Origin of the sequence: Streptomyces albiaxialis (genome assembly GCF_039530985.1) — a bacterium.
GTDB lineage: Bacteria > Actinomycetota > Actinomycetes > Streptomycetales > Streptomycetaceae > Streptomyces > Streptomyces albiaxialis.
The window spans coordinates 17,077-30,492 of the sequence record NZ_BAAAPE010000030.1; the positions used below are offsets into that span (position 1 = coordinate 17,077).

A 13,416-nucleotide genomic window follows, 5' to 3' on the forward strand; every position below is an offset into this window, starting at 1 on the left:
AGCGACGACGTGCGGGGCGGCCTACCCCTCGACGAGGAAGGCGTCGAGCCCGTATGCGTGGTCGATATGCCCGTGCGTATAGATCGCCGTGTGTACGGGGAGGTCGGTGCGGGTCCGGACGCGCTCGGCCATCTCGCCCGCGAACAGCCGGGTGCCCGAGTCGACCAGCACCAGACCTTCGCGGGTGGCGAAGACCGTGACGCCGGATCCCAGGGAGACGAACCAGGTGTCCGCCGCGACCTCGACCGGGCCGCCCGTCCAGAACAACTTGGCGTCCCGCGGGTCCTGTTCGGACGCCGACATCCATTGCCCGGTGGGGTTCTCATCCATCGACGGTTTCCTCTGCTCATGGATCACGAACGGGGAGAGCGGCATCAGGACCGGCAAGGTCCACCGTCATCACTGGGGGGTGTCTGACACATGAGCGCGGGAGAAGGAGCGGTGTCTGGTGCGTGCGATCGCAAGGCGCCGGAGCGCCCTCGTAGCGGAGCTACCAGGGCGTTTCGGCAACGCCGCGAGCGTGCGTGCCGGACACCGCGACGCCGCGGGCATTGGTCAGACACCCCCTAAGGCGGCCCGGCGGTCCTGTGCCGGTTGCGGTGCCATGTCGGACCTCCGATCGCGACCACGGCCGCGAGGGCCGCCGCGGTGACGAACGAGGCCCACGCGGTCAGCGGGTCCAGCAACAGCTCCATCCCCGCCGCGCCCAGGATCAGCAGCACCTTGGCGGCGACCAGATGCCGCAAGGGCAGGTGCCGTGCCGCCGGACCTCCCCGCCGGCTGCGGAGCAGGTGCAGGACGGGCGGCACCACCACCACGATCAGCCCGAGGCGCAGCGCGTGCTCCCACAGCGGCATGTCCTTGCCGTACGCCCACGCTCCGCCGATCAGGAGTCCCGCGCTCGCGTAGGCGAGGCGCAGTCCCGCTCCGGCCGACTCGGGTCCCGGCGCCATCTGGAGCTCCCTTCCGCGGCGCTCCGCTGTCAGCGTGCGCCGCTGTCGGCCGTGAGCAGACCGGTGACCGCGTCGATCAGCGCCGTCACGTACGTCCCGGTGTCCAGCTCATGGACGGAGGTGCCGGCCTCCTCCGCCGCCTCCAGGTCGGCGAGGGCGGAGATGATCAGTTGGCCCGCCCACCCGAGCCGGGGGCGCAGCAGCGGCTGAGCCAGGCGCGGGAGCCGGGCGGTGACCAGACGTCCGACGGCCACGGCCTCTTCCATCCCGCCCATTTCCGGAAGGGCGGTGACATCGCGGCCGACGAATTCGCATGCGCGGTCCAGGAATCGGACGTAGTGACTTCCCGGTTCGGCCGCCTGCTCGGCGAGCGGCCGGACCAGGATCCCCACCAGTTCCCGCGGATCGTCGAGACGCCCCTCTGCCTCGGCGGATTTCAGCAACTCTCCACGGCGGGCGTCTATCACGCTGAGGCGATGCTCGAAGATGGCCCTCAGCAGGGTCTTCTTGTCCTGGAAATGGTATTTCGCCGCAGCCGTGTTGCGCTGTCGCGCTTCGGAGCTGACCTGTCGCAGCGAGGTCGCGTCGATCCCCTGCGTCGCGAACAGGCGCTCTGCGGTGAGCAGGATCTGCAATCGGGTCGATGATTCCACGGGGCTTGCCTCTGTTTCATCCGACGGCGCACACTGATTAAACCGCGTGGTTTAATCAGTGTCAATTCCTCGTCGCCCACGCAGTGAGGAGACTCTCGTGCCTGCTACGTCCAGCGGATCGGCCCGTCCGGAAGAGCCGCGCACGGCCGCCGACCGGCACCTGGGGCCGGGGGCGCACGCGCTGATGCGCCGGAACTTCGGCAACATCGGCAACGCGCAGTTCCAGCACGTCGCGGCGCGCGAGGTCGGCGCCCCGGACCCGCCCGAGGTCGTCGAGGTCGCCGCCCGTACGTTCATGATCCAGCCGGGAATGGCGAACGTCGCGCTGTTCGAGACGGACGAGGGCCTGCTCCTCGTCGACGCGGGCTGCGCGGGCGACGGGCCCGCACTTCTGCGCGCCGTACGCCGGGTGAGCGCGCGGCCCCTGCACACCGTCGTGTTCACGCACGGGCACGTCGACCACGCCTTCGGCCTGTGGGCGTTCCTGGAGGCGGGGGAACGGCCGCGTGTCGTCGGGCACGAGAACCTGCTCGACCACTACGCCCGCTACTCCAGGACCGCGGGGCTGAACGCCGCGATCAACGGACAGCGTCCGGGTGCCAACGGCCGGAGCTGGCCGAGCGCGCCGGAGGACTTCGTCGTCCCGGACATCACGTTCCGCGACAGCCTGGAACTGCGCATCGGCGGCGAGAGGTTCGTGGTGCGCCACGCCAAGGGCGAGACCGACGACGCCGCATGGGTGTGGGCACCGCGGCGACGGGTGATCGCGGCCGGAGATCTGGTGGTCGGCTATCTGCCCAACGCCGGGAACCCCCGCAAGGTCCAGCGCTACGCGGAGGAGTGGGCCGACGCCGCGGAGGGGATGGCGGCCCTGGGCGCGGAGTGCGTGATCACCGGTCACGGCGACTGCGTACGGGGCGCCGAGGCGATCCGCGACGAACTGCTGACGATGGCCGAGTACCTGCGCCACATCGTGCGCCACACGCTCGACGGCCTCAACGCCGGCCTGCGCCCGGACGAGATCGTGGAGTCGCTGGCGGTCCCCGACCACCTCGCCGCCCACCCGCGCCTCCAGCCCCACTACGACCGACCCGAGTTCATCTGCCGCAACGTGATCCGGCGGTACGGCGGCTGGTGGGACGGATACCCCGCGAACCTGCTGCCGTCGCCGACCGTCACGCAGGCCCGTGAAGTGGCCCACCTCGCCGGAGGTGTCGACGCGCTCGCCGCACGTGCGCGGGAACTCGCCGACTCCGACCTCCGCATGGCCTGCCATGTGGCGGAGTGGGCGTTCCTCGCCGAGCCGCAGTCGCCCTCGGCCCAGAACTGCTACGTGGAGGTGTTCGACCGCCGCCGCGAGGCCGAGCGGTCGCTGATGGGGAAGCTCGCCTTCTCCCAGCCCCACCAGCGCGTGGCCGCGGCACGCGCATGACCGCGGCACGCGCGGGGGCGAGAGCACAGGAGTAGTCCGAGTCGCCTCGGTACCGCCAAGTCCGACGGGAAGGTGCCGCGCCAGATCCTGCAGCGGTACGTCCCATGGTCATGAGTCGCTCCGTGCGTCGCGCTTCGGGGTGGGGCTTCGGGGTGGGCAGGTCGACCTCCGACCGGCACGGCGCTGCTGGACCCCGTCGCCGACCGTCAGGGGAGCTGAAGGCGGTGGCCGTCGACCTCGGAGACCGCGGTGCCCTCCAGCTTGGCCTCGCCGGGCTCGGGCTCGTGCCCGTCGCCGGTGCCGGGGTCGGCGCGGAGGGCGGCGGAGGGCGTTCTCAGAGGTCTCTAGGGATTCCCCGGAATCGATCAGGCCCAGGTCCGGGCGCTAGGGGGAGGCGCTTCCGTTCGGGCGCTCGTCCCGGGACTCGTCCAGGGACCCGTCCGTCGTCTCGTCCGTCGTCTCGTCCGTCGTCTCGTCCGGCAGCGGGAGCAGGATGCGGAAGGTGCAGCCTGCGTCCGGGGCGGTGTCGAGGGTGATGTGGCCGTGGTGGGCGGTGACGAGGGAGCGGGCGATGGCGAGGCCGAGGCCGGAGCCGCCGTTTCCGGTGCGGGTGCGGGAGCCGTCGGTGCGGTAGAAGCGGTCGAAGACACGCTGCTGGTCCTCGGGGCTCAGGCCGGGCCCGTGGTCCTCGACCTCCAGGACCGCGTGCCCGCCGGTGGTGCCGACGCCGATACGGACGGGGGTGCCGGGCGGGGTGTGGGCGACGGCGTTGCCCACCAGGTTGCTGACGACCTGGCGCAGCCGGGCCTCGTCAGCGAGGGCCGGTGCGGAGGCCGGTCTGCCTCCGCCGGGGCCGGTGAGGCTGACCGGGCGGGTGGCGTCCAGGGCCCGTAGGTCGTGGAGGGCGTCGGCGGCCAGGGTGCGCAGGTCCATCGGCTCCAGCTCCAGCGGCAGCGCCAACTCCGAGTGCGGGTGGGCGTCCTCGTCGAGGCGGGCGAGGAGCAGCATGTTCTCGACGAGCTGGGTCAGGCGTTCGGACTCGGTGGCGATCCGGTCCATGGTGACGTCGATGTCCTGCCGGGACGGCAGATAGCCCATCCGGTACAAGTCCGTGTACCCCTTGATCCCGACCAGCGGGGTACGCAGCTCGTGGCTGGCATCGGCGAAGAAGTGCCGCATCCGGGACTCGGCCTCGGCACGGGCCCGGAAGGCCGTGTCGATCTGGGCCAGCATCGCGTTCAGACGCTGCGTGAGGCGGCCCACCTCCGTCCGGGGCCCGGCGAGTTCGGGAATACGCTGCGAGAAGTCGCCCGTGGTGATGGCCGCGCTGGTCTCCTCGATACTCGTGAGCGGACGCAGCCCGGAACGGACCGCGAACCGCCCCGCCACTCCCAGCGCACCCAACAGCACGATCCCCGCCGTCAGGGACAGCGTGCGGGTCTTGCCGACCGTGTTGTCGACATCCCGCAGGGACGACGCCACGACCACACTGCCGGGGTCGGAGCCGGTCGCGACCCCGGTCCGGGGCAGGGCGACCACCCGCCAGTCGTGCTCGCCGTCCCGGGAGGGAACGGTGAACGGCCGCCCCTCCTTCGCCGCCACGGCCCGCCGGTCGAGCGTGGGCAGATCGGGACCGCCGCCGGGCGGGGGCGTCGTCGCGTCGACCGAGTCGCGCAGCGCACCCTCCTCGTCCACGAACGTCACGGTGTTGTCCCCCAGGCTCACCGCCCGCACCCCCCGCGCCCCCTCACCGCCCGGGGCCACGCGCGAGGCGAACTGTGTGATCACCGTGAGCCGTTCGTCGACCCGGTCCTGCAGATAGTCGTGCAGCGCGGTACTGACCACGACGCCCGTCCCCAGGAGACCCACCGCGACCAGCGCCATGGACAAGAACAGCAACCGGGTCCGCAGCGACAGTCCCCGCAGGAACAACCCGACCCGCCACCTCATGAGTGCGGTTCGCGCAGGACGTAACCGATGCCGCGCACGGTGTGGATGAGCTTGGGCTCGCCCGTGTCGACCTTGCGCCGCAGATAGCTGATGTAGGTGTCGACGATGCTGCGGTCACCCCCGAAGTCGTAGTCCCACACGCTCTGCAGGATCTGCCCCTTGGTCCGGGTCCGACCGGCGTTGGCCATCAAGAAGTGCAGCAGCCTGAACTCCGTGGGCGACAGCCGCACCGTCCGCCCCGCCCGCGCGACATGATGCGCCTCCGGGTCCAACTCCAGATCGCCCACGACCAGCCCCGCCCGCGGCTCCGCCTTCGTACGGCGCAGCACCGCGTGGATACGGGCGATCAGCTCCTCCAGGTCGAAGGGCTTGGTGACATAGTCGTCACCGCCCAGCCGCAGGCCCTGAATACGGTCCTGCCGGGCCTCACGCGCCGTGACGAACAGCACCGGCAAGTCCCCGCCGGGCCCCCCGCCCGGCTGCGCCCGGAGACGGCGGATCACCTCGAAGCCGTCCATGTCCGGCAACATGACGTCCAGCAGCACCAGATCCGGCGGCCGGCGATCGGCCAGGTCCAGGGCCTCCTCCCCCGTCGCCGCCGCCTCCACCTCGAAGCCCGCATACCGCAGCGCCGTACGCAGCAGCTCACGCACGGTCGACTCGTCGTCGACCACGAGCAGACGGACGGAGCCTCCTGACGGGGAGGGCGGGGAAGAGGGGGAGAGAGCCATGTGGGGATATACGGTCCTGGTCGAGGCGAGAGGGGCGGGGGCGGGGGCTTCCGGCTGCCGGTGCGGAGCCGTTCAGACAACCGGTTCCGACGGCGCCTTACGAGCCCGGGAACCCTGGGAGGCCGGACCGGTGCTGTCGTCCGGCCCGGCACCGAGCGTACGTGAGCCGGCGCGGACAGGCCGGACCTCGTCGGGCCCGCGCCGGTCGGCCCGGCGCGCGTACAGCCGACTGCCGCAGTAGCCCGCAGCGCTGCCGAGCACCGCCGCGGTGAGGGCGCTGACCCCGGCGACGCCCTGGAGCCCGGCCGTGAATCCGCCCATCTCGTTGCCCATGATGCTGATGCCGAGGTGCACCGAACCCCGGGCGAGCAGGCAGAACACGGCCGTCGTGCCGGAGACGACGAGGCACATGCGCAGGGCGAGCTCCAAGTGCCGTCCCAGCGGCGCCTCCGCGTCCTCGCGCAGCGTACGGGCCGGAGTGCGCGCCGCGGCCCGGTATCCGGCAAACACCAGCACCGCCAGCAGCACGAGCAGGCCGACCAGCCACAGCGGCACGCCCCCGAAGGCGTAGGTCGACAGGTCGACGGACTTGTCACCGCCCGGGGCTCCACCACCGCCGGCTCCGCCCCCGCCCATCATGCCGCCGCCCGTCATTCCGCCGCCGCCCTGCTGGCGCTGCGTCTCCGCCTGCCAGGAGGCGCCCAGCCCGGAGGTCAGCAGCACGGCCAGCAGGTTCGGGCCCGCCAGCAGCAGCGCGCCCGCCGCCCGTACGGCCTGCTCCTTGCCCGTCAGGGAGGCCGCAGCGGCGAGAAGCGCCAGGACCAGGGGGAGACAGCACAAGACAGCGGCACTCGCGGTCAGGGCCGAGAGGACCGGATTCCACTTCTCCCGCAGGCGGCCGAGGGCGAGCGGACGCGGCAGACTCGTACGCCGGGCCGCCACACAGCCGACACCGAGTACGAGCCCCACCCACAGCAGTCCGAGGAGCGTGGTCACCACGGCGTCGGTCTCGAAGTGGACGGCGGGCAGTCCGTCGCCGCCGGTGAGCTTGCCGAGCATGCCGCCACCGGGGCCGCCGGGACCTCCGCCGGGACCGCCGGAGCCGCCCTTCCCGAGCCGGTCCGTCACGGAGTCCGGCAGGTGCGCGGCGCCCCGGCCCAGCACGGCGAGCAGCGGGAGCAGGACGACCGCGGCAGCCGTCGCCCCGCCGCACCGCGACCACAGCAGCGCCGGGGTCGGGCGGGCGCGGCGGCGCAGCGGACGGAAGAAGCCCAGCGCGAGCACGGCCGTGCCCAGGAACGTCAGCGTCAGAGGCGTGAGGGACAGTTCCCCGCCCAGGCCGAGGCTCATCCCGCCCAGCGGTCCACCACCCCCGCCCCCGGACTGCTCGGCCGGATCCGAGGCGAAGCTGATCCCCCCGCCGACAGCCGTGCTCACCAGCGCGGGAACGAGCCGGGCGAGCGGCGCCACCCCACCGGCGCCCAGCGCCAGGAGCGCCAGCCAGCCGGCGGTGGCCATCACGGCCAGGGCCGCGACGACGGTGAGGGCGCCTTCGAGGGCATGGCGCCAGGGACCGACGGAAGGCGCGGGAACGGGCGGTGACGAGCGGGACATGGTCCGGTTCCTCCATACGGGAAGCTCAAGAAGCTGAAGAAGGGGACGAAGAGGACGAAGAGGAATGAGGAGAAGAAGGGGAAGGGGTACGCGGGGCGCGGCAGGACCTTCTGCCGCGCCCCGCGCGGTCGCACGCCGGGGGTTACGTGCGACGGCTGGTGGCCACCGGCTCCCGCGAGTCGTCGGCTGCGTCGGCGCCGCCGACGGGGGAGGCCGTCGCCTCGTCGTTCGCGGGGTGTGGTGCCGCGCCCTGCCCTTCCTCCGCGTGCAGCTTCTCGCCCTCCACGTCGAAGTTCGGCGTGATCCGGTCCAGCCAGCGGGGCAGGCGCCACGCGCGGTGCCCGAGCAGGGCGAGGACGGCCGGTACGAGAGTCATCCGTACGACGAAGGCGTCCAGGACGACGGCGGCGGCGAGGCCGAAGCCGATGGTCTTGATCATCTGCTCGCTCGACCCGATGAACCCGGCGAAGACCGAGATCATGATCAGTGCCGCGGCGGTGACGGCACGGGCGCTGTGCTCGAAGCCGCCGAGGACCGCCTCCCGTGGGGAGAGCCCCTGGACGTAGCCCTCGCGCATCCGCGTCACCAGGAACACCTCGTAGTCCATGGCGAGCCCGAACACCACGCCGATCATGAAGATCGGCATGATCGACATGACGGGCCCCGGTTCGGCCACGCCGAGGAGCGAGGCGAGCCACCCCCACTGGAAGACCGCGACGACGGCACCCAGCGCCGCCACGATCGACAGCAGGAACCCGAGCGCGGCCTTCAGCGGCACGAGCAATGACCGGAACACCGCGATCAGCAGCAGGAACGCCAGGCCCACGACGAGCGCGAGGTACGGGACGAGGGCGTCGCTGAGCTTCTGGGAGACGTCGATGTTCATCGCGGTCGTCCCCGACACCAGGACGCGGGCCTCGCTGTCCGCCTCCAGCTCCGGCGCGCGCAGCGCGTGGACGAGATCGGCGGTCTCCGCGCTGTCGGGGCTGCTGGTGGGGACCACGTTGAGGACGGCGGTGTCGCCCTTGTCGCTCATCCGGGGAGGGGCCACGGTGGCGACGCCGTCCATGTCCCCGATCCGGGTGGCCACGCGCTTCGCCGCTGCCTGCGCGTCTCCTCCGTCCTCGGCCTCCACCACCGTCATCAGCGGCCCGTTGAAGCCGGGCCCGAAGCCTTCGGCGAGCAGGTCGTAGGCGCGGCGCTGGGTGGTGGACTCGGCCTTGCTGCCGTCGTCGGGCAGGCCCATCTGTAGCTGGGACGCGGGAACGGCGAGCGTGGCCAGGCCGGCGACACAGAGCAGCAGCACCGCGAGCGGACGGCGCGTGACGAAGCGCGCCCACCGCACGCCCAGGCCGGGACGGGCGGTCTCCGGGGTCGTGCCCGTGGACCCGTCCTCGCCGTCGGCGGCCGGGGTCCGGCGCAGGAGACGGCGGCGCCCCTTCCGGGGCCGCGCCGGGCCGACGCGCTTGCCCGCGATGCCCAACAGCGCGGGGACAAGGGTGAGCGCGATCAGGACGGCGATGCCGACCGTGCCCGCGGCGGCGAGCCCCATCTTCGTCAGCACCGGGATGCCGACCACGCCCAGGCCGACCAGCGCGATGATCACGGTGAGCCCCGCGAACAGCACCGCCGAGCCCGCGGTGCCCACGGCCAGCCCGGCCGCTTCCTCGCGGGAACGGCTCCGCGCGAGCTCGCCCCGGTAGCGGGAGACGACGAACAGCGCGTAGTCGATGCCCACGGCCAGCCCCAGCATCGTGGCCAGCGACGTGGTCGTGCCGCTCAGCCCGAGCGGTTCCGCCAGTGCCGTGATGCCGCAGATACCGAGGGCGACCCCGATCAGTGCGGTGAGCAGCGGCAGTCCGGCGGCGATGAGGGCGCCGAACGTGATGACGAGCACCACGGCGGCCATCGCGAGCCCGATCGCCTCGGAGCGGTGACCGGCCTCCTTGGCCCCGCCGACCGCGTTGCCGCCGACCTCCACGGTGAGGTCGTCGGAACCGGCCCGCTCCACCGTGTCCAGCAGGGTGCTCTCCGCGGAGTCGGAGAGCTCCGCCGCCGGCACCTTGTAGGACACCTGGGCGTAGGCGGTGGAGCCGTCCTTGCTCACGGACTTGGCCGTGAACGGGTCGACGACCTGCCCGACCTGCGGGGCCTCGGAGAGCTTTCCGAGCGTCTCCTTGACGTCGCTCCTGATCTCCGGGTCGGTCACCTTCCCCTCGGGCGCCTTGAAGACGACCCGGGCGGTGGCCCCGTCGGCGTTGAGGGAGGGGAAGCGCTCGTCGAGCAGGTCGTACGCCTGCTGCACCTCCGTGTCCGGAATCGAGAAGTCATCGGGCGGAGGCGCGGGTGCCCTGGAGGCCAGCACGCCCGCCAGGACCAGCACCGCGGTCCACAGCAGGGCCACGAGCCACCGTTGGCGGAACGAGAATCGGCCCAGTTTGGAGAGAAGAACGGCCACAGGAACAGCTCCCGAGAGAACGTCGATCAAGCGGGGCGCTGCCCCTTTTCGGTGTGCCGTCGGAGCCTGGCACCCGCGTCTGGCCGTTTCCGGAGAGAACCTGGGAGCTCCCTGAGAGCCGGGGACTCTCCTCCCGTACGAGGCACGGGCGCTCCCATGCCCGAGCCCTTCAGGGCCTGCGGACTCACAGAGAACTCTCAGAGATCCGTACCCTGTGCGTCACCGCGAGGAGTCCCCCTCGGATCGACTTCCTGTCCCAGGCGAATCGGGCGGTAGATGATCAGTTCCGATGTGGCTCAGTGGTCGTAGGCGATGAGCGAGCGGGTGATGGGCCGGCCGGTGGTGCGGTTGTGCCAGACCGCGCAGGTCATGGCCAGGATGCGTTGAGCCACGCGGACGCCGACGCCTTCGATGGTGCGTCCGCCGTGGGCGTCGAGGTCGAGCTGGCCTGTGAGGGTGTCGTTGACCGACTCCATCAGTTGTCGTACCGCCTGGAGCAGGGATTCTCCCGGTCGCGGGACTCGGTTGCGGTAGGAGGGCCGCAAGAGGCTGATGCCGCGGGCGTCCAGGAAGCGGTCGAGTCCGGCGGCGATGTGCAGATCCCGCCGTAGGCTCTCCGCCGAGATGGGGCGCTGAGGCACCTCCCGATGGCGGAGATCCTTCTCCCACGCCTTTGCCGGCAGAGGATCACCGTCGCTGGCAGGGACCGCTTCTTCCCCAGCCGATTCCCGAGCGGCAGACGCACCTCTTTCCTCTACGCGCGCTCGATGAGTGAGCAGCTCGACAGCGAGCAACAAGGCAACTGGTGGCCAGCCCGCGACCAGAATCGGACGCCACCCCAGTGTCGGCGCTGCGGCGATATCGGCTGTCAGTGACACCGCAACACCCAACAGGAACGCCGTCCACAACACACCCCGCCCGGCCCTCCACCGCCCAGACCGCTTGAGCAAACCGACCGTGGCCAACAGAAGCAGCCCGTCCACCGACAACGGCCACAACGCCGCGCTCGCCGGATCCGCACCACCCCGCAACGCGAACTCCCGCTGATGCACATAGGAGGCGTACGCCCCCACCCCGGCCACCAGCAACGCGCCGGCACGCTCAACCCACACCTCGAACCGCTCCCCCACCGCCGTCGGCCCAGAGCGGATGCCACGTGGAGCGACCCCGACACTTGAGAGAAAGCCTCTCTGAGCAGCGGGAACGCTGCCGGAGGGGCTTTTTTCGTGCCCGGAAGTGGGCACCGGGTGGGCACGGGCACCATCATCGATCCTGCGCACCGTGCTGTGCATGGCATACGTCGAAGAACGAAAGCGCGCCGACGGCTCCGTCTCCTACGTAGTGAGGTGGCGGGCCGGAGGCTCACGCACGGGCAGGCAGGAGTCCGAGGTCTTCACCGAGGAGCCCTCGGCGGGCCAGTTCCGGGACCTGGTGAACGTGCATCCGTTCATCGAGGCGGAGAAGCAGGGCAGCCACAGCGTCAAACGCGCCTGTGAGCTGCTGAAGGTCTCCCGTGCCGCCTTCTACGCACGCCGCACCGGCCTCCCCGGCCGCGGGCGGTCCGCGACGCGGAACTGACCGCGCGGATCAGCGAAGTCCACCAGGCATCCCGCGGCGCCTGTGGCGCCCCGCGCGTCCACGCCGCCCTCACCGGCGAGGGCACCGCCTGCTCACGCCGACGCGTCGCACGGCTGACAAGGGCCGTCGGCCTCACCGGCCGCCACCGCCCGCCCAAGCACCGCACCACGGTCCCCGACCCGGCCGCACCGGCCCGGCCCGACCTGGTAAGACGCGACTTCCAGCCCGACCCGGCCGCCGCCGACACCCGCTGGTGCGGCGACATCACCTACATCCCCACCCACGAAGGCCGGCTCTACCTGGCTACCGTCATCGACATCGCCACCCCCCGCGTCGTGGGCCGGGCCACCGCCGATCACCTGCGCACCAGCCTGGTCGTCGATGCCCCGCGCGCGGCCTGCCATCAGCGCCGCCCACCAGCCTGGGTGATCTTTCACTCCGACCGCGGCTGCCAGCACACCAGCCATGAATTCGCCTCACTGGCCCGCGAGTTCGGCATCCGACTTTCACTCGGCCGCACCGGCCAGTGCTGGGACAACGCGCTCGCCGAGTCGTTCTTCGCCACCCTCAACAGGGAACTTCCCTGCGACCGCCCCTGGCCCAGCAGAGCCACCGCACGCACCGCGATCTTCGAGTGGATCGAGAGCTGGTACAACCTCAAACGCCTGCACAGCAGCCTCGACAACCGAAGTCCCGCCGACTACGAAGCCGTCGCCAAGGCGGCCTGACCACCACACCGATGGTGTCCGCCAAAACGGAACAAGCTCAGGCGCGCGAAAACCCGTTGGCGGAACCACGGCAGCCACTGCTACGTTTCCGCAGGCCGTGCAAGAGAGCGAGGAGGTGGTACCCGTGAACGTATCGACATGGGTGCTCCCCTCCGGGGTCACGGTCGGGCGATAGGTCGTCCGGGAGCGCCGTTCCATGGCACTCCCGAAAGGCACGACCATGCACTTCACTTCTGAACAGCGTCTCGACGGCGCTGTCCTCGAGCGCGAATTCACCCTCGGCGAGATCCCCGGCATCCTGTGGACGCCCGCCTCCGCGTCCGCACCAGCGCCGCTGGTCCTGCTCGGCCACCCTCCCCTCGGACTGCGCAAGATGTACCCCCGGCTGGCGGCCCGAGCCCGACACTGCGCGGCGGAGGGCTTCGCCACGGCCACCATCGAACTCCCCGGGAGCGGTGACCGGCCCCGCCTGCCCGCCGCCGAGCAGGCCCGCGCCGACCTGCGCCGGGCGATGGAGGCCGGCGAACCGGTCAGCGACGAGATCATCGACGCCCTCATCCTCCCGCTCGTCGAAAAGTCGGTCCCGGAATGGCAGGCCGCCCTGGACGCCCTCCTGCCACTGCCCGAACTCGGCGGCCCGGTCGGCTACTCCGGAGGAGTGATCTCCATCGGGACCCGGCTGGCGCTGGTCGAGCCACGCATCACGGCCGCCGTGCTGTTCGCCGGGAGCTTCATCCCCCGGGCCATCCTCGAAGAGGCCCGCCAGGTCACCATTCCACTGCACGTCCTGCTGCAATGGGACGACGAAGGCAACGACCGACAGGCGGCCCTGGACCTGTTCGACGCCTTCGGCTCCAAGGAGAAGACCCTCCACGCCAACATGGGCGGACACACCGGCACCCCGCAGTCCGCAGGCGACGCAGCAGGCCGATTCCTCACCCGGCACCTGAAGTGAGGCCGGCCCCTCGACCCGACAGCAGACGCTAGGAACTGTCGGACCAGGATGCCGCCATCGAGAACAGCAGCTACTACGTCGCAAGACTGCCCTTGAGTGGCTTGCGGAGGCCGCCTGCAGTCAGCGCTCCAGGTCGGCGGTCGCACGGCCGGTCTACCGGGTGACCACAAAACACACTCGGTGGGTTGGGCGAGGGTTCAGACGTCTCTGCGTGCCGCCGCAACACCCTCCGTGTCCGCGTCCGCCCGACTCCGCAACCAGCGACAAAGCCGGGCTCATCGGTGTCAACGGCTCCCGGCCGTCCACACTGCTGCGCCTTCTCTCCGGCCTGGAGCACCCGGATGGCAGCGAGGTAGCCGTGGCC

The 13,416-nt window shown here is 71.4% G+C and carries 11 protein-coding genes and 2 pseudogenes; 4 read left to right on the forward strand and 9 right to left on the reverse strand.

Annotation, left to right across the window (positions count from 1 at the left end; genetic code table 11):
* Positions 1-21 precede the first annotated feature (21 nt).
* From ABD343_RS39725 to ABD343_RS39735, 3 genes are all read right to left on the reverse strand, one after another.
* The gene (locus ABD343_RS39725; RefSeq protein ID WP_344535660.1) at positions 22-330 is read right to left on the reverse strand and encodes an MBL fold metallo-hydrolase; all 309 of its coding nucleotides are present in this window, start codon (positions 328-330) and stop codon (positions 22-24) included.
* Positions 331-566: 236 nt separating this feature from the next.
* Entirely contained in the window at positions 567-953 is a 387-nt protein-coding gene (locus ABD343_RS39730) for a hypothetical protein (RefSeq protein WP_344535662.1), read from the reverse strand.
* A gap of 29 nt (positions 954-982) precedes the next feature.
* A complete protein-coding gene (locus ABD343_RS39735) occupies positions 983-1,588 on the reverse strand; it encodes a TetR/AcrR family transcriptional regulator (RefSeq protein ID WP_344535663.1) in 606 nt (201 codons plus the stop codon).
* 115 nt (positions 1,589-1,703) lie between these two features.
* Between ABD343_RS39735 and ABD343_RS39740 the strand changes: the two genes are divergently transcribed.
* Positions 1,704-3,038, forward strand: a complete 1,335-nt coding sequence (locus ABD343_RS39740) for an alkyl sulfatase dimerization domain-containing protein (protein WP_344535664.1) — start codon at positions 1,704-1,706, stop codon at positions 3,036-3,038.
* 384 nt (positions 3,039-3,422) lie between these two features.
* Here the strand turns inward: ABD343_RS39740 and ABD343_RS39745 are convergent, their stop codons facing one another.
* The 6 genes and pseudogenes from ABD343_RS39745 to ABD343_RS41100 form a co-directional block, all read right to left on the reverse strand.
* A complete protein-coding gene (locus ABD343_RS39745) occupies positions 3,423-4,988 on the reverse strand; it encodes a sensor histidine kinase (RefSeq protein ID WP_425578384.1) in 1,566 nt (521 codons plus the stop codon).
* Positions 4,985-5,719, reverse strand: coding sequence for a response regulator transcription factor (locus ABD343_RS39750; protein ID WP_344535666.1), 735 nt, complete (start codon positions 5,717-5,719; stop codon positions 4,985-4,987). Before ABD343_RS39750 ends, ABD343_RS39745 begins: the two co-directional genes overlap by 4 nt.
* Positions 5,720-5,791: 72 nt before the next feature.
* Positions 5,792-7,333 (reverse strand): streptophobe family protein, encoded by a 1,542-nt coding sequence (locus ABD343_RS39755; RefSeq protein ID WP_344535667.1) that lies wholly within the window; start codon positions 7,331-7,333, stop codon positions 5,792-5,794.
* A 142-nt stretch (positions 7,334-7,475) separates the two neighbouring features.
* Positions 7,476-9,791, reverse strand: coding sequence for an MMPL family transporter (locus ABD343_RS39760; protein ID WP_344535669.1), 2,316 nt, complete (start codon positions 9,789-9,791; stop codon positions 7,476-7,478).
* 296 nt (positions 9,792-10,087) lie between these two features.
* Positions 10,088-10,360: pseudogene (locus tag ABD343_RS41095) on the reverse strand (IS982 family transposase); the annotation flags it as partial.
* Between the two features lie 177 nt (positions 10,361-10,537).
* Positions 10,538-11,083 (reverse strand): annotated as a pseudogene (locus ABD343_RS41100) (DUF2637 domain-containing protein); the annotation flags it as partial.
* Between ABD343_RS41100 and ABD343_RS39770 the strand changes: the two are divergent.
* From ABD343_RS39770 to ABD343_RS39780, 3 genes are all read left to right on the forward strand, one after another.
* Positions 11,082-11,369, forward strand: coding sequence for a hypothetical protein (locus tag ABD343_RS39770; protein WP_344535670.1), 288 nt, complete (start codon positions 11,082-11,084; stop codon positions 11,367-11,369). The pseudogene ABD343_RS41100 and the gene ABD343_RS39770 sit on opposite strands and share 2 nt — an antisense overlap.
* A gap of 8 nt (positions 11,370-11,377) precedes the next feature.
* A complete protein-coding gene (locus ABD343_RS39775; RefSeq protein ID WP_344535745.1) occupies positions 11,378-12,097 on the forward strand; it encodes an IS3 family transposase in 720 nt (239 codons plus the stop codon).
* Between the two features lie 220 nt (positions 12,098-12,317).
* Complete coding sequence (locus ABD343_RS39780; RefSeq protein WP_344535746.1) at positions 12,318-13,052, forward strand: dienelactone hydrolase family protein; 735 nt, start codon at positions 12,318-12,320, stop codon at positions 13,050-13,052.
* Positions 13,053-13,416: the final 364 nt, after the last annotated feature.